We start from the raw sequence: 21,904 nt of genomic DNA, 5'->3' as shown, positions 1-21,904 counted from the left end.
AACAAGGTGCCGCTTCCCGACTATGACATAAAGAATGACAGCGAGCTGCGCCGCGGAAACCTCAGCGAATTCGCCGCGGGCTATGTACGGGAATTGATTATCGCCGGGCATTTAGTGCCGGATGAACCGCTGGTGATCGATGAACTGGCCGAACATCTCGGTGTGTCGGTGACACCGATCCGGGAGGCCCTGCTGTCACTGCGGGTTGAGGGTTTTGTGGACCTCACCCGGGGAAAGGGCTTTAGCGTTCATCCGCTCAGCGCCGCCGATATTGAAGACGTCTTTTCGGTGCACGCCTCTGTGGCGGGAGAGCTGGCTTTTCGGGCGGCCTCGGTTATTACGGACGAGGAATTCCGGAACCTTTCGGCCCTGCACTTCGAAATGCAGGCGGCGGCCGTACGGGGCGATCTTGCACTTCTCGAAGAAAAGAACCACAACTTCCACTATGCGCTCAACCATGTGGTGGAAGCTCCGAAGCTGCTGTGGGTCCTGCGGCTGTGCACCCGGTACGTGCCGCGGCATTTTTATCCCAGCATTGAAGGCTGGCCGGCGGCAACACAGCATGATCACGGTGCCATTATCGACGCGCTCAGCGTCAGGGACCCCGAAGCGGCCCGCGCTGCCATGAGCGCGCACATTGTGCATTCCGGCGAACTGCTGGCCGCCCACCTGCGCCAGGTGATGTCCGCACGCGACGCCCCCTCCGGCGGCCGGCAGCAGGACTAGCCGGTCCTACTCCTTCACCGCGCCCTCCAGCATGCCCTTGATGAAGTGGCGCTGCAGGATGAAGTAGAGGACCACCACCGGCAGGGCGACGAGCACCGCACCGGCGGCCAGCAGCGCGGTGCCCTGGGTGTACTGGCCCTGGAAAAAGGCCAGACCCAGGGGAGCGGTGCGGAACGCTCCGGTGGGGGACATGACCAGCGGGATCAGGAATTCGTTCCAGGTCCACATGAACACCAGCACCACCATGGTGGTAATCGCCGGGCGGCCCATCGGCACCAGGATGGACCAGAGGATCCTCCGGGGGCTGGCGCCGTCCATCCGGGCGGCATCCACGATGGCCGGGCTCACTCCGCGGAAATAGCTGCGCATCCAATAGGTGCCAAACGCCAGGGACTGCGCCACCTGCGGCATGGCCACGGCCCAGATGGTGTCCGTCAGGCCGAGGGCGCGCAGGTCGAAAAACAGCGGCACCACAATGGTTTCGCCGGGGACCATGATGCCCAGCAGGAACAGATAAAAAAGAATGGTGCTGCCGCGGAACGTCATGGTGCCAAAGGCATATCCGGCGAGCACTGAGAGAATCACGGTCAGGGACACCACAATGACGGCCACCAGCACGGAGGTGCCCATGTACTGTCCAAACCGGCCCTCCTGCCAGGCCGCCAGGAAGTTGCCCGGATGGAAGGCGCCCTCCCGGCCGGCGGCGGCGTCGCGCGGGCCGAAGGCCTGGACGAGGATGTTCAGCATCGGGGCGAGCACCAGCACGGAAAAGACAATCAGGACGGCGTAGTTCAGGAACCGTTCGGTGGCGCTGACCTTCATGAGGTTCGTTCTCCGATCCGGTTCACCATGGCGGTGATGGCGAAAATCAGTACTGTCAGCGTCACGCCCACCGCGGCCGCGGAACCCACCTGGCCCAGTTCAAAGGCCCGCCGGTACACCTCGTAGCTGGGCACGGTGGTGGAACTTCCGGGCCCGCCGCTGGTGGTGACGTATATCAGGTCGAAGGTTTTCAGTGAGGCCACGATGGTCAGCGTGAGTGCCACGGTGATCTCGGCGCGCACTGACGGCACGATGATGGCAAAGAATTCCCGCACTCCGCCGGCGCCGTCCAGCCGCGCGGATTCGAACTGATCCTGCGGGATGCGGGCCATGCCGGCCAGCAGCAGCACGGTCACCAGTCCGGTGGAAACCCAGGTGCCAATGAGCCCGACGGCGGGAAGCGAGAAGGTGTAGTCCCCGAGCCAGGGGCGGGTCAGCGCCTCCAGGCCGATGCTCCGGAGCAGGGTGTTGAGTGCGCCGTCGGGGGCGTAAATCTGCCGCCATGCCACGGCCACCACCACCATGGCAATAACCTGCGGCAGGAACACGATGGTCCGGAACAGCGACAGGCCGTGGACCTTGGCGCGGGTCAGCACTGCGGCGAGGACCAGGCCCAGGCACACGGGCAGGATGGCATAGAAGAACACAAACACCAGGGCGTGCCCGAAGGCCGCGCGCAGCCGCGTATCGGAGAGGATGTCGGTGTAATTGCCGAACCCCACGAAGGTGGCCAGCGAAAGCCCGTCCCAGTCAAAGAGGGACAGGTGCACGGCGCGGCCCAGCGGGTAGAGCATAAAGGCGGCGTAGACCAGGAACGCCGGAAGGATGTACAGGTACGGGATCCACCAGTGACCCGCCCGTCCATTCGCGCCGCTGGTGCGGCCGGCAGAGCCGGCAGATCCGGACCGCCCGGCCCGGCCGGGGCGCCTGCCCCGACCCGACGCCGTCGTCGTATTAGCCTGCGTTAGTGAACTCGGCATAGTCAGCTTCCAGCGCTTCGGTGAATTCCTGCGGGGAGGTCCGGCCGTCGAGGACTCCCTGCAGCGCCTCGCCCATGGTGTCGGCCATCGTGGGGGTGGCGTAGTCGAGGTAGGGGAGCAGTGCGCCGTCGGCGCTGACGGTGCCAAACTCGGAATACACGTCCTGCAGCACGCCGGATTCGGGTGCGTACTTCTGGGTGTCGACAACGGGGAGGTTGCCGGTTTCGGCCAGGATGGCCATGGCTTCGTCGCTGGTGATGAAGTCGATGTACGCCGCGGCGAGGTCCGGATTCTCGGATTCGCTGGTGACGGTGAACGGCAGCCCGGTGCCGCCGGTGGTCTTGGGCGCTTCACCGGCGGCATCGGCGGGGACGAAGAATCCGACGTCGTCGCCCATGGCGTCCTGCAGGTCCGCGGCCAGCCATGATCCTCCCATGAGGAATACGCCGTCGCCGGCGGCGAGTGACTGCCAGGCGGCGTCGTAATCGGTGCCGTTCACGCCGTCGTTGAAGTACCCGTTGGACTGCCAGTCGGCCAGCTTCTGGGCGGCCTCCTCATTTTCCGGCGTGGTCCAGGAGGCACCGGCGTTGCCGAAGCCCAGTTTCTCCACGTCCTCCGTGGACACGAGCGAGCCCTGGACCGGGCCGAAGACGTGCAGGGCCGGCCACTTTTCGATGTTGCCCAGCAGCAGGGGGGTTTCACCGGCTTCCTTGGCGGTTTTCATCGCCGCTTCGAAACCGCTCCAGTCTTCGGGGACCTCCAGCCCCAGTTCGGCCAGCTTGGGCTTGCTGTAGAACACGCCCACCACCTCGCCGACCTGCGGGAGCCCGTACAGGTTGCCGCTGCCAAAGGTCTTCCCGTCCTCGCTGTACTGCGAGTACTGCAGCACGCTGTCCGGGTAGCGGTCCGCCCAGCCGTATTCCTCGGCCCAGGGATCCAGCGGCAGCAGCTGGCCGGCGGCAACAAAGTCGCCCATGGCGTTGCGTCCGTTGTTCGCTTCCACCACGTCCGGAGCGTCCTCGCCGCTGAGGGCCAGGCGCAGGGTGGTCGCCAGGTCATCGAAGGACTGCGAATTCCGGTCAATGGTGATGTTGGGGTACTTGGCCATGAACGCGTCGTTGAGCTGGGTCATCTGCTCGTTCTGCCCGCCGCGCACCTCCTGGTCCCAGACGGTCAGGGTCTGCTCACCCATGGCGGCGACATCGGTTTCCACGGCACGGTCCGGATCCGCGGCGGGGCTTTCGTTGTTGGAGCCCGAGCCGGGGGTGCAAGCCGCAAGTGAAAGGGCAAGGGCGGACAGCGCGGCGGTCAGCACCACGCTGGAACGACGACGGCGGGAACTGGGCATGGCTTTTTCCTTCAACTGTGCGGTGGGCTGGGTCTGTGCGGCGGGCTGGATCTGGGGGTGCTTCCCCTCCCGCGAGATGGCAGCAACTGCGCTTCCCAGCGCTGGGAAGCGCACTTTTTGCCATCTCGCGGGAGGGCGGGGGTTCATGAGAAGGCCTCCACTTCGGTGAGCAGGCCGAAGGTGGCCTCGGCCCGGCGGACGGCGTTGTGCGCCTTGTCCGATACGAGGTCATCGAGGAAGCCGTAGCGCCGGGCGATGTCAGCGGATTCCTGGTTGCCTGCGGACCGGGCCTTGGCGGGTTCCCACCAGTCCATGATGTCGCCCCAACCCGGCGCGGCGAGCGATCCGCCGAAGTGCTGCACGGACAGGGCTGAACACAGGGACGCGAAAAGCAGCCGCTGCTCCAGCGGCCACTGCTCCAGGGTGCCGGTCACCATCCCGGCCGCAAAGACGTCACCGGCGCCGGTGGGGTCCAGGGCGTTGACGCGCAGGCCGGGAACGGAAGCGGTTTCGCCGGTGGAGGCATCGGTGGCAATGGCGCCGTCGGCACCCTTGGTGACGACGGCGAGCGGAACCTGGTCCGACAGCCGGCTGAGCGCCGTTTCGGGGGTGTCGGTGCGGGTGTAGGCCATGGCTTCCACGTGGTTCGGCAGGAACGCATGGCACAGCGGCAGGTCGGCCAGCACCGCCGGATCCCACAGCTCGCTGGGGTCCCAGCCCACGCCGGCGAACACCAGGGTTTCCCCCGCGCCGTAATCCTTCCACCAGGGTTCCTCGCCGTCCGGGCGCACCAGTTCGGCCAGGGCCGCCCGGGCCGGGGGCGGGGTGCCGATCAGCTCGCGCTGGGTGACGGGAATGGGATGGCCGTGGGTGATCATGCTGCGGTCTCCCTGCCGGGCCAGGGACACCGTGACGGCGGAGTGCCAGCCGCGGAAGGTGCGCGAACGCTGCAGGTCGATCTTCTCCTGCTGTTCCAGCAGGGACCAGGCCCAGGCTCCGTAGGCATCATCGCCGAAACCGGCGGCGAGACCGGTCTTCAGGCCCAGCCGGGATGCGGCAACGGCCAGATTGGCGATGCCGCCGGGCAGGGAGCCCATGCCCTCGGCCCATACTTCGGTGCCCGGCTGGGGGGATGCGGGCAGGCCGGTAAAGACAATGTCGAAAAACAGTGGGCCCGTGAGGAACAGGTCCAGCCGGGTATCGGGGTTCTGCGTGTTTGTCACCTGGTTCTTCTTCCCCTGTTGCGCGTCGCTGCACAGGTATCCGTGGATAGTGGGGCAGGCGTGATCGGTGTGGATTGCCGCTTGCCCTTGGACGCTAGCACGCAGCATTGAGCAGAACAAGAAACGAAATGCTTGAAGCTGGCTGATTTTGACTGCTAGGGTCAGGCTCATGCTCACTGACAGCAGGCATTCCGCAATCTTGCGCAGGGTGCAGGAAACCGGCAGCGCCTCCGTCTCGGACCTGGCGCGCCTGGTTGACGTCAGCGAATCCACCATCCGCAGGGACCTCAACGCGCTCAACGGGCGGGGCCTGCTCCGGCGCGTCCGGGGCGGGGGTGCCGGGATGAACCAGCACGGGCAGCCGGACCACATGGTCCATCCGGAGAAGTCCGGGCCCGGCGCGGCACCGCCAGCCGCATCCCGCCCCGCCGCAGCCCCGGCCCCCGGGTCCTCATCCGAGCAGCGGATCGCGGTCCGGGCCGCGGAACTGGTGCGCGACGGCGACGTCGTGGTCCTGGACATCGGCACCACCGCCGCCCTGATCGCCAGGGCGCTTCGCGGGCGTGCCGTCACAGTGATCACCGCCAGCGTGGCGGTCCTGGACGAACTGCGCGATGACCCGGCCACCGAACTGATCCTGCTCGGGGGAATGCTCCGCCGGTCCTGCCACTCGCTGGCGGGGAGCCTGACGGAGGATGCGCTGCGCAGCCTGCGGGCCACCATCTGCTTCCTGGGCACCAGCGGCGTCCAGCCGGACGGCAGTGTCATGGACACCACCGGAACCGAAGTGCCGGTCAAGCAGGCCCTTTTGGCGGCCGCTCCGCACATTGTGCTCGCCGCCGATGAAACCAAGTTCCCGGGCACCGGCATCCGTCCGGTGGCCTCGGCGGGAGCCTTCACCACCCTGATCACATCGATCCACTCTGATCCGCCAACGCTGGAGCTGTTCCGGCAAGCAGGAAGCGACGTAATAACCGTATGAAACTCACCCTGATCGGCGGCGGAGGCTTCCGTGTTCCCCAGATTTTCGAGGCGCTCGCCGCTGAGGACGCCGCCGCCCGCGTCACCGAACTGTGTCTGTATGACAGCGCACCGGAGCGGCTGGCCGTGATGCAGTCGGTGCTCGCCCAGCTGGCCGCCGCCACATCCCGCCCGCCGCGGGTCACCGTAGCCACGGAGCTCGACGCCGCGCTGCGGGGAGCCGCTTTTGTCTTCTCCGCCATGCGCGTGGGTGGAGCGGAGGGGCGCATCGCCGATGAGCGCGTTGCCCTGGATTTGGGCGTCCTCGGCCAGGAAACGGTGGGGCCCGGCGGACTGGCGTATGCGCTGCGGACACTTCCGGCGGCCCGGCGTCTGGCCGAACGGGTGGCAGCGGTGGCCCCGGAGGCCTGGGTCATCAACTTCACCAACCCGGCCGGCATGGTCACTGAAGCCATGCGCGCGGTGCTCGGGGACCGGGTGATCGGCATCTGCGACACCCCCATCGGGTTGATGCGCCGTGCGGTGCACGCCGTGGGATCCACACCGGGCGCGGTGGACTTTGACTATGTTGGGCTGAACCATTTGGGCTGGCTGCGCCGGATTTCCGTGGCCGGTGAAGACAGGCTGCCGGGACTGCTCGCCGACGACGCCGCGCTGGGACAGATGGAAGAAGCCCGGCTGATGGGCTTTGACTGGGTGCGTGCCCTGGGTGCGGTGCCCAACGAATACCTGTACTACTACTACTTCCAGCGCGAGGCGACCGAACGCATCCGCACCGCGGCCGAGACCCGCGGCGAATTCCTCCAGCGCCAGCAGTCCGGGTTCTACGACCAGGCGCACCGGCATCCGGACAGCGCTCTGGAGCTGTGGAACCGGACAAAGCATGAACGCGAGGCCAGCTACATGGCCGAAAGCCGCCCCGAGGACGAACGCAACAACCGGCAGGAGAGCGATCTCGATGGCGGGGGATACCAGGGCGTGGCCCTGGAGCTGATGGGCGGCCTGACGGATGGAACCGCCGGAACCATGATCCTCAACGTGGCCAACCGCGGCACTGTCCCGGAGCTGCCGGATGAAGCAGTGATTGAGGTGGCCTGCGACGTGAGGGCCGGCGGCGTCAGCGCCCAAAAGGTTGCCCCGGTCAGGGGCGAAATGCTGGGGCTGCTGCAGCAGGTCAAAGCGGTGGAGCAGCTGACCATCGCCGCATCCGTGCACCGGGATCCCGTGCTGGCCTGGCGGGCGCTGGCGGCTCACCCACTGGTGGATTCCGTTTCCGTGGCGCAAAAACTCCTGGACGTTTATCGGCAAACAATTCCAGGAGTGGCTGACGCCTTTAAATAACCCCGTGTGGAGCGCGTTTAGCGGTGATTAGCAGCGCATTAAAAGGCTCCCCGCGTGCTAGGCTCCTCGCTGTAAGAGTGTTGTTTTATCGGGGGATAGCTGCACTCGCATTCCCCGTTTTTTCGGGGGAAAAAACTTTTGCTGAACTTTTGCATGTCCTGCGGCGCCAAGCTCCAGCCGGACTGGACGTTGTGCGGTCCATGCCGCGAGCCTGATCCGAACGACAATGCCTGCCACACGGTGCCCGTCATCCGCGGGATCGGAATTGCACCCGAGGGCGCTACCCCCGGGGCCGGCCCCGCCGAAGGGTTTCAGAAATCCGGCTGCAATGTGGCCATCCTTACCGGAGTGCTGCTGACACTGACAGCGATGGGCACCGGGCCTTTTCATCGTGATGCCTCCGCACGCACGCGGCGCTTTGCTACGCCTCCCAGAAGCCTTGGACCAGACCGGAGGCCACGGCATCATGAAAGCTTTCGCTGTGGCGTCCGGCGGAAGCCGGCGTCGGAATGGGCGTGGCCTGCCACTTACAACCATTACAAGAGGGAAGTGTTATGAAATTCTGCGTCCAATGTGGGCAGCAACTAACACCGGAAGCGCGCTTTTGCGTGAGCTGCGGTACAAAGGCAGCATCCGGCGACACCACGACGGCGGCCTCCGCAGCCGGGACCGCCGGGGCCCCGGTGCAGGCGGAAGCCCAGCGGCAGCCTGAATACGCTGGCGTCGGGGCCGCCCATCAGGACGGGCACGGCCAGGGACACAGCCCGGCCGGTAGTGTTCCGGAGACAGGCGCGGCTCCGGCCGCTGCCCCCAAGAAGTCCAACGGGGCGTTCGCCGGCATTCCGGTGAGCGATTATATCCGGGACGGCATCGCCGCCCTGGCGCTGATCCTTTCCCTGTTCATGGTGTGGATTGTCGACGACGCTTCCGCCTTCAGCTACGGATCCTATGAGGAATCCCGGGCAGGCACCCGCATCGACGTCATCCTGATTACCCTGGTCAGCCTGCTGTCACTGGGTATCAGCTACATCTGGCGCGCGGGTGTCTTTGGACCGAGCGTCGGTTACCGCAAGATCCAGGACCTGAAGCTTCTGGCCAACATTCCGTACTTCATTTTGGTGCTGGTGTATGTTGCCCTGCACCTGATCACGTCCAAGACCTTTGAACCGAGCACCTTTGGGACCCTCGGCCCGGCTCTGGCCTTTGGCCTCGCCGGAGCTGTTTTGGCAGCGCAGCCGCGGTGCGGAGAAATTGCGCCCGGAGACGTGGATCAGCCCCGCAACCAGCGCTGGATTTACGTCAGCCTCGGCATCGCCGGGCTGGCAACCGTGGTGGCCCTCGTCCAGATCATCCGTTACTGGGTGGCCATGGGCGATACCGGATTCCCGGACATCACCGGCTGGGGACTCGCCGCCACCCTCACGGCGCTGGCCAGTGCGGCCGTTCTGGTTTTCATTGCACTGCAGCTCAACAAACGCTCCGACCGCTGGCGCCGTGCCGGCGTCATCCTGGCTTTCGGTTCCGCGTTCCTGTCACTGATTGCCCTCTTTGAGGACCAGACGCTGCTGAACCTGAGCCTGAATTCCATCTCACCCGGGTTCTCCGTTGTCTTCTGGATGGCCTTTGGCGCCGCAGTCTCCGCGCCCTCCGTCGCCCGTCTCACCGAAGCTTCGGCAGTGGCACCGGCGGATGCCCGCAGCGGGCTGCAGCCGTGGCTGCTCCTGGCCGCGGGGCTCAGCGGCGTCCTCACCCTCACGGCTGCCATCGGCCTGATCACGAAGGCCACGAGCGACTACTCGGACGGTTACGTGCCGCAGGTCCTCGCCCTGTTCTTCGGACTGCTGCTGACAGCCGGAGCCGTGGTGACCATGCGCCTCATGGGCAAGGACCCCCGCTCCGCCTACATCATCCCCACCGGATACGCCGGACTGCTGTTTGTCCTTGGCCTGGTGCTCATGATCGTCTGGGCCGTTCAGCATGAGGGCTACCTCGGTGCTGTCATCCTGCTGCTGACCTTCGTGGTCCCGGCTGCCATCCTCTCGGTGCTGTGGCTGCCGCGTGCTTCCCGTGAACATTTCACGTCCCTTCCCGGCGGCAACGGCTCCGGGACATCGGGCTTCACTTTTGCCGGTGCTCCCGCTGCACAGCCCACCGCGCAGACACGGGTTCAGCAGACACCGGCCCAGGCGGCCGGTCAGGGTCAAACACAGCAAGCTCCGCAGGCCCAGTCCGGACGGCCGGTCCAGATGAAGGAACAGCCGGTTCAGCCGGTCAAAGCCGAATCCAAGAAAGCCGAAACCCCGGCTGCCGCTCAGAAGCCCAGCCCCGGCGCCGGTTCCACGGCCGGTTCCACAGCGGCGCAGCCCGCCGCTGACGGCGGATCGGACCTGATGAAGGAAGCGGCTAATCCTCAGACCCCGCTGGCGCGGTTGCAGGAACTGGCCGCCAATCATCCGGAGACCCGTCCCGCTGTGGCGGCCAACCCGTCCACGTACCCGGCTTTGCTGACCTGGCTGGGACAACTCGGGGACCCCGCAGTGGACCAGGCGCTCCGCCTGCGCAGCTAATGAAAAGGCTGGCGGTCGGGATGCTGGCGGCAGGGATTCTTCTGGCGGGATGCTCGCCTGCCCCTGCCGTTGAAGAGAGCACTCCGGCCGCCAGCCGTACCCCGCCGGTTACGCAGGAGCCGTCCGGTTCCGCACCCGTTCCGGCGGCACCCGGGGAGGTAACTACGCGGGAGCCGGCACCCGAACGGGCTCCTGCTGCTGCGGCAAGGCTGGCGGCGCTTATCGGGAAACCAGGGAAACCGGCACAGGTGGTGCTGCTCGGCGATTCCTTTGCTGCCGGTGAAGGCGCCGGTTCCTACAAACCGATTGACGGCGTCGCCGAAAGCCTTTGCCACCGCAGCTCCGAGGCGCTGGCATCGGCGGGGGAGACGGGTCCGCAAACCGGGCCTATTGTCCACAACTTTGCCTGCTCGCGTGCGCGCATTTCCGCGCTGGAAACCGCGCAGCAGGTGGAAGGGCACGGTCCCGGCGGAGTTCCGGCGCAGTTGGAGCAAATGGCCGGAGTGCGTCCTGACCTTGTCCTTCTGTCTATTGGCGGCAACGATCTGGGCTTCGCGGACCTGCTGCAGGCCTGCGTGGCTGCAACAGAGCCCTGCGGTGAGGACATCGGCCTGGCGAAAAGCACGGAGCAGAAGCTGCTTTCGCTGGGCCCGGAGCTCACGGAGACCTACCGCAGGGTGGGGACCGCGGCCCGTGCGCCGGTGCTCGTACTGCCGTATCCGCGAATGTTCGACGCCGGTGCTGCTGAATGCGGGCGGCTGTCGTCCGGGGAACTGGACTTCGGGCTGCGTGTCACCGACGCCCTGAACGCAGTGCTGGAGGAATCCGTGCAGGCAGCGGGCCTGCCGGACGTGAGGTACGCCGGTGCACTGGAGGATTCCTTTGCCGGCCGGGGAGCCTGCAGCGCGGATCCCCTGGTGAACACGGCCCGCATTGGGCCACTTCTGGGTGCGGTGGCCTCGGTTTCCGCATCCCAGGAAATACTGCATCCCACCGCGGACGGCTACCGGGTTTTGACGGAAGACCTTGTGCGGTGGCTGGAAGAACATCCGGCCTAACCGCCGGCGACGCGGCGTACCGCAGCTCAGGAAAGCCCTTGTGTCTCATTGAAAGGACGCCATGTTGTGTTCAGTTTGCGGGGAACCGCAGGAAGCCGGAGTCAGCTTTTGCGCCAACTGCGGGATGCCCGCGGCAATGCCATCCGCGGCAGCGCCATCCGCTGCGGCGCCGCCTCCGCCCCCGGCGCCCCGGGACCAGCCGTCACCCAGCCCGGAGGACCAGCAGCCCGGGGCTGATACCCGGCCCAATCCGCAGCCCTCCGGCCAGCCCGGGGCGCAGGAAGCACTGACGGCCCCGTCCAAGAGCCGGCGTACGCCGCTGACCATCGCCGGCGCCGTCATCGTGGTGGCAGCGCTGGCGGCCGGCATATATGTCTGGGGACCCTGGAAGGACCAGACCGAGGCAACCGGAGCCGCGCCGTCGTCGTCCGCTTCACCCTCGCCTTCCGCCTCCGCGGGTGCCTCCGCCAGCTCAGGCGCGACCCCCAGTGCCGCCCGCAGCGGCTCCGCCAGCGCATCGCCGTCGGCCGGTTCCCCGGCATCCGCGAAGGCAGCGGCCAGCATTCCGCTGTCCGGCTTTGAACCGTCAACGTCGGAAGTCCGCAACGGCATGGTGATCTACCGGACGTCCAACGGCGTTTCAGCCCACGTCCCGGGAGAGTCCATCGCCCGCACCTATCCAATGCCTGCGGCGCCCTCCGGCCAGGAAGTATCCGGCAGCACCCTTGACGTCATCGGCACCGGGGATGCCCCGAAGCTCGCGGCCCTGGTGGAAATCCGAACGCCGGCCTCCGGACTGGACCCGGAGCAGTACGCCACGGTGCTGCGCACCTACGACGACAAGAAGACGGCGCCCCTCGCTGAAGCGCCGGTGACCGGGATTGAGCACGACAACTTCCGCGAACTGACCCTGCACGGCAGCAGCGACGGCTCGATGGCCCTGGAGAGCGAGGACTACAGCGAGCCGACGGCGCGGTTCTTCAACGCAGCGCTCGAGCAGGTAGGCGAGGGCAGCGGAGTGTTCACCGCGCACCATGGAACGACGGCGATTCTGTCCGACCGCAACGACGGCTGCCTGATTTCGGCCTGGAGCACCACTACCGGCGCCAAGCTGTGGGAAAACAACTACGGCACCGTCACCTACCCGAGCTGTTCGGCAACGCTCGACGCCGGCGGCCTCACCGTGGTGGTGAACGGCAATGAGGACTTTGTTGCCGTGGTGGATCCAGCCACCGGAATCCTGCGTAACCAGCTCACCGGCGCGCAGAGCGTGAAGTTTGATTCGGCCGGACCCTTGGCGGTTGTCGAGTACGGCACATCGGATGCCACGCTGCCGGCACTGCGCGTGTATGACACCACAACGTGGGCATCCACGCTGGAGGTGACCAGCGAACAGGGCCAGGCGCTGAACCTGCAGTCGCTGTACCTCTTCGGTTCCAAGCTGTACATCGAAAACACTGACGAGCAGCCCGTCCTGGATGCTATGACGGGTGAAAAGCTGGCGGCAAACTGGAAAGTGCGTCCGGCTCAGGCCGTCAGCGCCGACTGGACACTGGTGACCGACGAGACCAAGGGAACATACTCCCTGGAAGCAAACGACAACGGAGTTTACCCGGGACCATGGTGGTAACCGATGAACCCTGACGTGAATCCGGTACGCCGGTTCTGCGCCCAGTGCGGGTAGGAGCTGCCCACCGCGTCGACTGCTCGTAGCAATATTGCCGGGGGAGAAAATGTTCCGGGGACAAAATGTGCGGAGGCGGGATTCCGGAGAACAAGATTCCAGAGGGCGGGGCATAACCGCTGCCGCATTTTGAGTAGAAGCAGCCAGGGGACGGATGCCGTCCCTTGGCTGCTTTTCTTCATTGGGAGCCATCAATGGTGACATGTTAGGCTCCGAACACTGCGTTGTTATTTCCGGGGGGATATTGCATTGCATAACTCCCCGTGCCAACCCTGGGGGGAAAATAAATGAAATACTGCATGTCCTGCGGCGCTGCGCTGCAGCCGGAATGGCGTTTCTGCGGAAACTGCCGGCGTCCGGTTGATGAAGGCAGCGAACAGCAGTCCGCATCCACGGAAGAACCGCCTGAACCCGGTACCGGGACCGGCCAGCAGGACCATTCCCCGAATCCCCAGTTCCATGAGGCTTCCGCCCCCTCCGCCGGTGCGGATAGTTCCGGCACGCCCGCTGCGGTTGTGCCAGGCGCGGGTGGCTCCGGCGCGGCTGTGCCAGACGCAGGTGCATCCGCAGCAGACGGCTCCGGCGCACCCCCGGCACCCCCGGCGCCGCCGGCGGATCCGGCGGACGGCATGAAGGAGCCGCGGAAGAAGGCCAGCCGCAAGACGATCGTCCTGGTCTTCCTCGCCGTCGTCCTGGCAGTGGCGGGCCTCGGCGCCTACTTCTTCATCCAGAACATCATCCGCGGCGGCGCCGGATCTCCCGAACAGGTGGCCGAGAAACTGATCGAGTCAGTGGAAGCCAAGGACGGGATTGGCCTGGTCACGATGGTCGCTCCCGCGGAGCGTGACTCGCTCAACCGCCTGCGCGAAGGCCTCACCGAAAAGGTCGAGGAGTTCGGCATCCTCGAGGCCGCCAACAAGGTGGGCGAAGACGCCGAGGACGTGAACGACGACATTAACTTCGACGGCATCACCGTCACATTCGAGAACGTGGAGCCGGAGATCACCGAGGTTGATGACCAGCTGGCAGTGCTGGCGTTCAACTCCGGCAGCGTCCGGGTCCAGGTGGACCCTGAGCAGACCACGGGTGCCGTCCGCTCCGCCCTGGAAGCGGCGGACGAGATGGAGAAGATCGACGAGACCACTGAGTTTTCCGAGCTGGGAATTGACGGCGACCCCCTGCTGATGGCCGCCGTCAAGGACAACGGACGCTGGTACCTCAGCCCGCTCTACACCGGCCTTGAGCTCATCACCCAGTCCACGGGCGGCGAGCGCGGCAGCCTGCCCGAGGGCACCGACGGCAGCGGCTCACCGGCGGAAGCCGTGCAGGCCCTGATCGGAGCCGTGCCCGGCATTGTGGAAAGCGGGAAATTCACCGATGTGGGCAATTACCTCGTCAGCTACGAGGGCAACGCCGTCCACTACTACGGCGGTGCGCTGAACGACGCCATGGACGGCGGATCCGACGTCGACCTGCAGGTGACCACCAATAAGTTCAAGGATGCGGAAACGGACGGCGACCGCGGGCGGGCCACCGTGGAAACCCTGGAAGCGGAAGTGGAAGGGGACAAGCTGCGGGTAACCTCCGACTGCATCGAACTCGACGGCTCGGACGAAATGTGCCGCGGGAAGTCCGGCTACGTCATGCTCGAGGGCGGCGTCGACGGCGAAGCAGTGATGCGCGCCCTCCCGCCGCTGGGAATGTCCACCGTGAAGGAAGACGGCGACTGGAAGGTCAGCCTCATGGAGACGACCACGGACTGGACGCTGCAGTGGATCGATTCCATCACCCGCGAGCAGGCACTGGCCATGCTGGATCTGGCCCGCAGCGAGGACACCGCCGGAACCATGGTGGTGGGCGAGGAAACCGAACTGAAATTCAACTCAGCCGGTTACGCCGTCATGAAGCTGGAGCTGGACGAGGAAATGATCCTGGACAGCACCGACGACTACAGCAGCCTGACGGTCTACTCGCCCGACGGCAAGGAAACCATCACCTCGCCGGATTCCTACCTGCGGGAGGAAACCCCCGCCGGTGAATACAAAGTGGTGATTTACGCCGGTGACGAATGGGCTGACAAGTTCGCCGAAAGCGGCAACGACGTGCAGTACTCGACGTCGTTCACCCTCGAGGGCGTGGTGGAACCGCCGATGATCAACGACTACCCCGGGGAAGAATTCGGCTACCTCTCCCTGGATGACTACCCCGGCCCCACGGAAGAGATCACCGTCAAGGTGCCCAAGGGCAACGATGACGTGAAGCTGGTGCTCGAGGCCATGGGCAGCTTCTCCGAATGGGACAAGCCCGGCAGCCTGGTGGTGACCGTGGACGGCAAGGAATACACCGTCGCCGTGGGAAATGATCCGGAAGAACTCGTTATCCCCGTTCCGGACGACGGCAAGGAACACACCCTGGAACTGGAACTGGTCAAGGGAACGGGCAGCGGCTCCGAAGTGGACTACGTGCTCAACTTCGAATAAGCGGCCAGGGGTTCATCAGCAGAGCCCCGCCATGAAGTTCCAGCGGGGTTCGGCAGCACCGTAAGCACCAAAACAAAGGGAACCGGCCGGCGTCACGCGCCCACCGGTTCCCTTTGTGGTTCGTCGCTAGGCTGGGGGCATGAATGCGCACCCCGTCATCACCGTCCTCGCCGGAAACCGGCCCCTCGTTGGTATGGAAGAGCTGCAGCGCGAGGCCGAGGTCCGGGTGACCGACGACGCCGGCCTCCCCGAGGCGCTGGCCGGCGCGGACATCCTTTATCTCTGGGATTACTTCGCCGACGGCGTGCGGCGGGCCTGGCCGGCCGCTGATTCCCTGCGCTGGATACATGTGCCCGCGGCCGGAGTGGACAAACTGATGTTTCCCGAGCTGGTGTCTTCGGAGGTGGTGCTGACCAACGCCCGCGGTGTTTTTGACCGTCCCATGGCCGAACACGTGCTGGGATCCATGTTCCATTTCGCCAAGAACTTCGGGCTTGCCTCCGCCCAGCAGCGGCAGCGGCAGTGGCGGCACTACGCCACCGGTGACCTGGCGGGAGCCTCGGTGCTGGTGGCCGGAACCGGCAGCATTGGCCGGTGCACCGCCCGGCTCCTGGCCGCCGTCGGCCTGCGGGTGGACGGAACGGGCCGCACCGCCCGCGGCGGGGACGCAGACTTCGGCACCATCCATGCCAGCGCCGATTTCGCCGCCGTGGCGGGTGCCTATGACTATGTGGTCCTGGCGGCGCCGCTGACACCGGACACACGCGGAATGCTCAGCCGGGAGGTCCTCACCGCCATGAAGCCGACGGCGGTGCTCATCAACGTGGGCCGGGGCGCCCTGGCGGACGAGGCGGCGCTGGAGGACGCGCTGCGAGGCGGCGCCCTGGCCGGAGCGGCGCTGGATGTGTTTGAAACCGAACCGCTGCCGGAATCGAGCGGATTGTGGGAGCTGGAGAACGTGCTGGTGACCCCGCACCTGTCCGGGGATTCGCAGAACCAGCTGCCGGCGCTGGCCCGCCAGTTCGCGGACAATCTGGCGGCGTTCAAGGCCGGGCGGCCGCTGGCCAACGTCGTGGACAAGCAGCTGGGATTCGTTGTGTCCTGACCGCTTCGGCGCCTGCCGCCCCACCCCGGAACCCGGCCACCCGTTGACCCGCGCCCGCGCCCCGGATAAGACTGGGGTCCAACTGCTGGCCGAATTCGATGGAGAAGGAAGTGCGGCGTGAAGGCTGTCCGGGTGCACCGCTATGGCGAGGATCCGCATATTGATGAAGTTCCCGAGCCGGAAATTACCGGTCCCTGGGATGTGATCGTGGATGTCGGAGCCGCCGGGCTGTGCCGGACCGACCTGCATGTGATCGAGGGCCAGTGGGATGCCATCCAGCATCCCCGGCTGCCCTACATCCTGGGCCACGAAAACGCCGGCTGGGTGCGCGAGGTGGGCTCCGCCGTCGTCAACGTGGCGCCCGGGGACACGGTGATCCTGCACCCCCTGGTGACCTGCGGACTGTGCCCGCCGTGCCGTGCCGGGGACGATTCGCACTGCGAAAACGCGGTGTTCCCGGGTTTGAATGTGGACGGAGGGATGGCCGAGCAGCTCAAGACCAATGCCCGCGCCGTCGTGAAGCTGGACCCGTCACTGCAGCCGGCGGACATCGCCGCCCTGGCCGACGCCGGACTCACCGCCTACCACGCGGTCCGCAAGGCCGCCCCGCTGCTGTTTCCCGGCACCCAGGCCGTGGTGATCGGCGCCGGCGGGCTCGGGCACATCGGCGTGCAGTCACTCAAGGCCCTCACCGCCGCGCACATCACCGTGATCGACACCTCCGAGGCCGCGTTGGAACTGGCCCGCTCCCTCGGCGCGGACACCGTGCTGCGAAGCCCGGACACCGCAGCGGTGCTGGAGGCCACGGACGGGGGAGCGCACGTCGTCTTCGACTTTGTGGGCGAACACGGCACCGAAGCACAGGGCATCGAGATGCTCCGGAACCGGGGCAGCTACTACTCCATTGGTTACGGCGGAGAAATCCGGATCCCCACCATCGAGCTGATCTCCCGCGAAATTTCAGTGGTGGGGAACCTGGTGGGCACCTACCAGGACCTGGTGGAGCTGATGACCCTGACCGCCGCCGGCGACATCACCCTGCACACCACCACGTACGACCTCGACGACGCCGTCCAGGCCATGCACGACCTCGACGCCGGCAAGCTGACCGGCCGGGGCATCCTCATCCCGCCGGCAGGAAGAAGGACGTCGTGACGTATCCCGCCAAGTACCCCGCCCTGAACCAAACGAACCTGACACCCGAAGCGCGGGCCATCCTGCAGCGCATCATCCGCACGGCCTTCCCACACCCGGACTTTCCCGCTGCCGCCTACGAACGGATGACCGACCGCATTGTCGCCGAAGCCGACGCCTCCACGTGGTTCCGCGTGGTCCTGACCCAGGGACTGATCGCCCTGGGCGCCCAGTCCGAGGAACCCTTCCTGGAGCTGTCCGATGAACGTGCCCTCGCGGTGCTGCGCCGGGTCTCGGACCTGGAGTTCTTCGGTTTTATCCGCCGCACCACCGTCCTGAACCTTTACGACGATCCGCAGGTCTGGGAGGTGCTCGGTTATGAAGGCCCGTCCTTCGACAAGGGCGGTTACGTCAACCGCGGCTTCGATGACCTGAACTGGCTGCCGACCCCGCGGGTTGAAGCGCCGGAGGGCTACGTTCCGGACACCGGCCCGCTGCCGTATCCGGTGGCCCAGCCCGGGCAGCGGTCCGGGTCCCGGGGCGCGGGCGGGAACGAAGCCACCGCAGGCAACGCGGACAGCGCACCGGACCGGGATGAAGCGGCGGGTTCGGCCGCAGCCCGCGCGGCCGGACCGGCCCCGGAATCCGGCACCGCGGCACAGGCACCCCGGCAGCACGGAGGAGGAACGGCATGAGCGAACAGATTTCCAGTTTCCAGCCCACCGGATCAGCGGACCCGCTGGCCGCATCGGCGCACTTTGACCTCGACGACGATTCCGTCGTCGTCATCATTGGCTCGGGCGCCGGCGGCGGAACCCTGGCCCATGAACTGGTGGAGAAGGGGGTGAAGGTGGTGCTGCTCGAAGCGGGACCGTTCCTGACCAACTCCGACTACGTCAACAACGAGTGGGAAGCGTTCAACCAAATGGCGTGGCTGGATCCGCGCACCACCTCCGGCAGCTGGCGGATTGCCCGTGACTTTCCGAACCTGCCGGCATGGATCGTCAAGGCCGTGGGTGGAACCACCACCCACTGGTCCGGAGCCACACCGCGGTTCAAGCCGCACGAGTTTGTCTCCCGCACCGTGTACGGGCGGATCGACGGCGCCAACCTGCTGGACTGGCCGCTGACCCTGGAGGACCTGGAGCCGTACTACGACGTCGCGGAACGCAAAATGGGTTCCACCCACGTCCACGGCCGTCCGCCGCTGCCGGCGAACAACAACTACAAGGTGTTCGCCAACGGCGCGGAGAAACTCGGCTACCGGCACTTCGCCACCGGCCCCTATGCCACCAACGCGGAGCCCTACGACGGGCGTCCGGCCTCCGTGCAGGACGGCTTCAATTTCCAGGGCGACAAGTCCGGCGCCAAGTGGTCCACCCTGGTCTCGGAGATCCCCAAATCGCTGAAGACCGGGCGGCTGGACCTGCGGCCGGAGAGTCAGGCCGTGCAGATCACCCACACCCCGGAGGGCAAGGTGGACGGGGTGGTGTATGCCGACGCCGAGGGGCAGCTGCACCATCAAAAGGCCCGGGTGGTGGCGGTGGCCGGCAACGCGATTGAAACGCCGCGGTTGCTGCTGCTCTCCGCCTCACCGCTGTTCCCGGACGGGTTGGCGAACTCCTCGGGCCAGGTGGGCCGGAACTACATGCGGCACACCACCGGCTCCGTCTACGCACAGTTCGAGCAGCCGGTGAATATGTACCGCGGGGAAACCATGGCCGGGCTGATTGCCGATGAATCCCGCCACGACACCGACCGCGGTTTTGCCGGCGGCTACTACATGGAGACCATTTCGCTGGGCCCGGCGTTCCTGGCCTCCTTCGTGGATCCGGGCGCGTGGGGTCCCGGCTTCGCGGCGATCCTGGACGGATACCGGCGCACGGCCGGGATGTGGATTGTGGGCGAGGACATGCCGCAGGAAACCAACCGGGTCACGCTGAACACCACCGTCACGGATCCGCTGGGCCTGCCGGTGCCAAACGTGCACTTTGATGATCACCCCAATGACGTCGCCATGCGCGAACACGGATACGGGCAGGGCCAGGCCCTGTACGAGGCGGTGGGGTCGACGTCGGCGGTGCGGACGCCGCCCTATCCCTCCACCCATAACCTGGGGACCGCGCGGATGAGCAGCCGGCCCGAGGACGGGGTGTGCAACGGGTTTGGCCAAACCCACGATGTGCCGAACCTGTTCATTTCCGACGGATCGGCGTTCACCACCGGAGCCGCGGCCAATCCCACGCTGACCATCGTGGCGCTGGCCATCCGGCAGGCCGAGTACCTGGCGGCGCAAATGGCCCTGGGGGAGATCTGAGCGCGTGGTGAAGCCCGGTGGCGGCGGGGCTGGGTCTGCTCCGGCCGTCGCGGTGCTCGGCGCCGGGATCCTGGGGGTCTCGACGGCGGTGGAACTGCTGCGCGGCGGCGCCCGCGTCACGCTGGTGACTGAAGGACACCCGGCCAGCGGGGCCTCGGGACGCTCGCTGTCCTGGCTGAACTCCGGGGGTGACTACCCGCCGGCCTACCACCGGCTGCGGCTGGCCGGCATGGACCGCTACCGGACTTTGCTGTCGGAGAACCCTGGGATTGACTGGCTGCGGTTCGACGGCGGGGTGTATTGGAGCGCGGACGGGGCCGCGGCGCCACCGGCGGAACGGTATGAGCACCAGCGGAACCAGGCGTACGACGCGCGGCTGGTTCCCGCGGCCGAGGTCCCCGCCCTGGTGCCGGGCCTGGACCCTGCGGCGCTGCCGCCCGTGGTGCTGTTCAACCCCGGCGAGGGGTGGGTGAGCCTGCCGCACCTGATCCGGCATCTGCTGCACGAGTTTGCGTTCCGCGGCGGAACGCTGATCACCGGCGCCGGCAACACCGGCGTCGTCGTCGACGGCGGGACCGCCGTCGGGCTTCGGAGCGCGGCTGGAGAAACGTATCCGGCCGACGTTGTCCTGGTGGCCGGCGGCGCCGGCACACCTGCCATCCTGGACCGGCTGGGCTATCAGCTCGGGGACCGCTCGGACCTGGCGATGCTGGTGGTGACGGAACCGAAGGCCCACGGACTGAAGGCAGTGCTGAACACTCCGCGGGTTTCCCTCCGCCCGCATCCGGGATCGCGGCTGGCGATGGACCACACCTGGTACCTGGACCAGATCACGCCTGACGGGGACGGCGGCTGGAGTGTGGATCCGCAGGTGGCGCAGGACCTGGTGGATGAAGCATCATCGCTCCTGGCCGGACATCCCCGGCTGATGCCGCAGAGCTGGCGGATCGGGCTCAAGCCGGTGCCCGGTGACGGGCTTCCCGTCCTGGGTGAAATCTCCGGCCTGCCCGGCTGCTACATGGCGTTCACCCATTCCGGGGCGACCCTGGGCCTGATCGCCGGGGAACTGCTGGCCGCGGAAATCCTTGCCGGGCGCCGGCATCCGGTGCTGGCACCGTTCCGTCCCGACCGCCTGCTGACGGCCCGGAATCCTGACCTGCCGGCTCGCCGCGGTGCACCAGCGCCGTAAACTCTCCCGGCGTCCATCCCGTGGCCCGGCGGAAATCACGGGAGAAGTGGGACTGGTCCGCGTAGCCAAGCCGAAACGCCAGATCCCCCAGCGGGACGGAGCCGTGCCGGAGCTGTTCGCCCGCGTCCTGCAGCCTGCGCCGGCGGATCAGCCACTGCGGGGTCACGCCCAGATACCGGGTGCACAACCGCTGCAGGGTGCGCTCCTGCAGATCAAAGACCGCGCAGAGGGACGCCACGGTGGTGATCTCCGGATCCGCTTCCACCCGGGCCGTCACTTCGTTGACCAGCGCGGCGTCCCCGGTGGGCGGGGGAAGCTCCAAGAAGCGGTCCTCGACCATCCGCCGGGCCCGGGCATGGGCTGCGGGATGGGAAGGACCGGCGGACATCAGGTCCCGGATCCCGGGGACCAGACCGGAAAGAAAGGGCAACTCCGACAGATCGGCGTGGCGGTTGGTCAGCGTGCTGACGTCATCGCTGGCCCCGGCACCCGGCGGGGATCCGCCGGGCAGGGACCCGCCGAGCAGGATCCGTCCGGTTCCGGGCCGGAGCATAACGCCGAACGCCCACCCGCTGCCGGACAGCGGCACCCGGGCCGCCGCCGTCGTCGGCCCCACCAGCCGCGCGTACGCCGCTGTGATGCTGAGCAGACAGGTGGGATAGGTCAAAATGCGCTGTTCGCGGACTTCACCGGCCGGTACGTTCCAGACGGGAATCCAAAAGACGCGCAGCCACGGGTCCGCGGCCGGCGAGGGACTGTAGCGGTGGAGCGTGAAGGAGCGGTCGGCGGGGTCGCTGAGGTGGCCCCTGCCGATTTCGCTGAATCCGGTCTCGTCGAACACCTGCCGCTTCCGTTTCTGCTGTCGGATTTGTTCAAGACAACACTCTTCGGACCGGCCTAGCGTGAAAGCAGCTGCACCGAAGACCAACCCGCAACCAAGAGACCCACC

General features: G+C 66.7%; 16 protein-coding genes and 2 pseudogenes. 13 read left to right on the top strand and 5 right to left on the bottom strand.

All coding sequences use genetic code 11. From position 1 onward, the window contains the following. Window positions 1-6: 6 nt before the first annotated feature. The gene (locus AAE021_RS11875) at window positions 7-726 is read left to right on the top strand and encodes a GntR family transcriptional regulator (RefSeq protein ID WP_342022538.1); all 720 of its coding nucleotides are present in this window, start codon (window positions 7-9) and stop codon (window positions 724-726) included. A 6-nt stretch (window positions 727-732) separates the two neighbouring features. Here AAE021_RS11875 and AAE021_RS11870 read toward each other — a convergent pair whose 3' ends face one another. The 4 genes from AAE021_RS11870 to AAE021_RS11855 form a co-directional block, all read right to left on the bottom strand. Continuing rightward, a complete protein-coding gene (locus AAE021_RS11870; protein ID WP_342022537.1) occupies window positions 733-1,548 on the bottom strand; it encodes a carbohydrate ABC transporter permease in 816 nt (271 codons plus the stop codon). Next, entirely contained in the window at window positions 1,545-2,528 is a 984-nt protein-coding gene (locus tag AAE021_RS11865; protein WP_425362397.1) for a carbohydrate ABC transporter permease, read from the bottom strand. Before AAE021_RS11865 ends, AAE021_RS11870 begins: the two co-directional genes overlap by 4 nt. Beyond that, window positions 2,503-3,876, bottom strand: a complete 1,374-nt coding sequence (locus AAE021_RS11860) for an ABC transporter substrate-binding protein (protein ID WP_342022536.1) — start codon at window positions 3,874-3,876, stop codon at window positions 2,503-2,505. Before AAE021_RS11860 ends, AAE021_RS11865 begins: the two co-directional genes overlap by 26 nt. 143 nt (window positions 3,877-4,019) lie before the next feature. Beyond that, a complete protein-coding gene (locus AAE021_RS11855) occupies window positions 4,020-5,099 on the bottom strand; it encodes a PfkB family carbohydrate kinase (protein WP_342022535.1) in 1,080 nt (359 codons plus the stop codon). Between the two features lie 169 nt (window positions 5,100-5,268). On the opposite strand from AAE021_RS11855, the gene AAE021_RS11850 reads away from it, so the two are divergent. The 12 genes and pseudogenes from AAE021_RS11850 (at window position 5,269) to AAE021_RS11800 (ending at window position 20,955) form a co-directional block, all read left to right on the top strand. After that, window positions 5,269-6,081: a DeoR/GlpR family DNA-binding transcription regulator gene (locus tag AAE021_RS11850; RefSeq protein WP_342022534.1), complete on the top strand. Its 813-nt coding sequence runs from the start codon at window positions 5,269-5,271 to the stop codon at window positions 6,079-6,081. Next, window positions 6,078-7,421, top strand: a complete 1,344-nt coding sequence (locus AAE021_RS11845) for a 6-phospho-beta-glucosidase (RefSeq protein ID WP_342022533.1) — start codon at window positions 6,078-6,080, stop codon at window positions 7,419-7,421. Before AAE021_RS11850 ends, AAE021_RS11845 begins: the two co-directional genes overlap by 4 nt. 509 nt (window positions 7,422-7,930) lie before the next feature. Then, window positions 7,931-8,017 (top strand): annotated as a pseudogene (locus tag AAE021_RS18105) (hypothetical protein); the annotation flags it as partial. A gap of 12 nt (window positions 8,018-8,029) precedes the next feature. Continuing rightward, the gene (locus AAE021_RS11840) at window positions 8,030-9,988 is read left to right on the top strand and encodes a hypothetical protein (protein WP_342022532.1); all 1,959 of its coding nucleotides are present in this window, start codon (window positions 8,030-8,032) and stop codon (window positions 9,986-9,988) included. A gap of 20 nt (window positions 9,989-10,008) precedes the next feature. Then, window positions 10,009-11,046 (top strand): SGNH/GDSL hydrolase family protein, encoded by a 1,038-nt coding sequence (locus tag AAE021_RS11835; protein WP_342022530.1) that lies wholly within the window; start codon window positions 10,009-10,011, stop codon window positions 11,044-11,046. Between the two features lie 136 nt (window positions 11,047-11,182). After that, entirely contained in the window at window positions 11,183-12,676 is a 1,494-nt protein-coding gene (locus AAE021_RS11830) for a hypothetical protein (protein WP_342022529.1), read from the top strand. Window positions 12,677-13,017: 341 nt separating this feature from the next. Continuing rightward, a complete protein-coding gene (locus tag AAE021_RS11825; protein ID WP_342022528.1) occupies window positions 13,018-15,210 on the top strand; it encodes a hypothetical protein in 2,193 nt (730 codons plus the stop codon). A 139-nt stretch (window positions 15,211-15,349) separates the two neighbouring features. Further along, window positions 15,350-16,315 carry a D-2-hydroxyacid dehydrogenase gene (locus AAE021_RS11820; RefSeq protein ID WP_342022527.1) on the top strand — a complete coding sequence of 322 codons (966 nt, stop codon included), beginning with the start codon at window positions 15,350-15,352 and terminating at the stop codon, window positions 16,313-16,315. Window positions 16,316-16,432: 117 nt separating this feature from the next. Continuing rightward, the gene (locus AAE021_RS11815; RefSeq protein ID WP_342022526.1) at window positions 16,433-17,470 is read left to right on the top strand and encodes an NAD(P)-dependent alcohol dehydrogenase; all 1,038 of its coding nucleotides are present in this window, start codon (window positions 16,433-16,435) and stop codon (window positions 17,468-17,470) included. Continuing rightward, entirely contained in the window at window positions 17,467-18,144 is a 678-nt protein-coding gene (locus AAE021_RS11810; protein ID WP_342022525.1) for a hypothetical protein, read from the top strand. The genes AAE021_RS11815 and AAE021_RS11810 overlap by 4 nt, the downstream gene beginning before the upstream one ends. Next, complete coding sequence (locus AAE021_RS11805) at window positions 18,141-19,766, top strand: GMC family oxidoreductase (RefSeq protein WP_342022524.1); 1,626 nt, start codon at window positions 18,141-18,143, stop codon at window positions 19,764-19,766. Before AAE021_RS11810 ends, AAE021_RS11805 begins: the two co-directional genes overlap by 4 nt. 4 nt (window positions 19,767-19,770) lie before the next feature. After that, the gene (locus tag AAE021_RS11800) at window positions 19,771-20,955 is read left to right on the top strand and encodes an FAD-binding oxidoreductase (RefSeq protein ID WP_342022523.1); all 1,185 of its coding nucleotides are present in this window, start codon (window positions 19,771-19,773) and stop codon (window positions 20,953-20,955) included. Between the two features lie 52 nt (window positions 20,956-21,007). On the opposite strand, the pseudogene AAE021_RS11795 reads toward AAE021_RS11800, so the two are convergent. Further along, window positions 21,008-21,796, bottom strand: a pseudogene (locus AAE021_RS11795) (helix-turn-helix domain-containing protein); the annotation flags it as partial. Window positions 21,797-21,904: the final 108 nt, after the last annotated feature.

Source organism: Arthrobacter citreus (assembly GCF_038405225.1).
Lineage (GTDB): Bacteria > Actinomycetota > Actinomycetes > Actinomycetales > Micrococcaceae > Arthrobacter_B > Arthrobacter_B citreus_A.
Note: the sequence above shows the minus strand (reverse complement) of the source record. Positions and strands in the feature narration are given on the sequence as shown.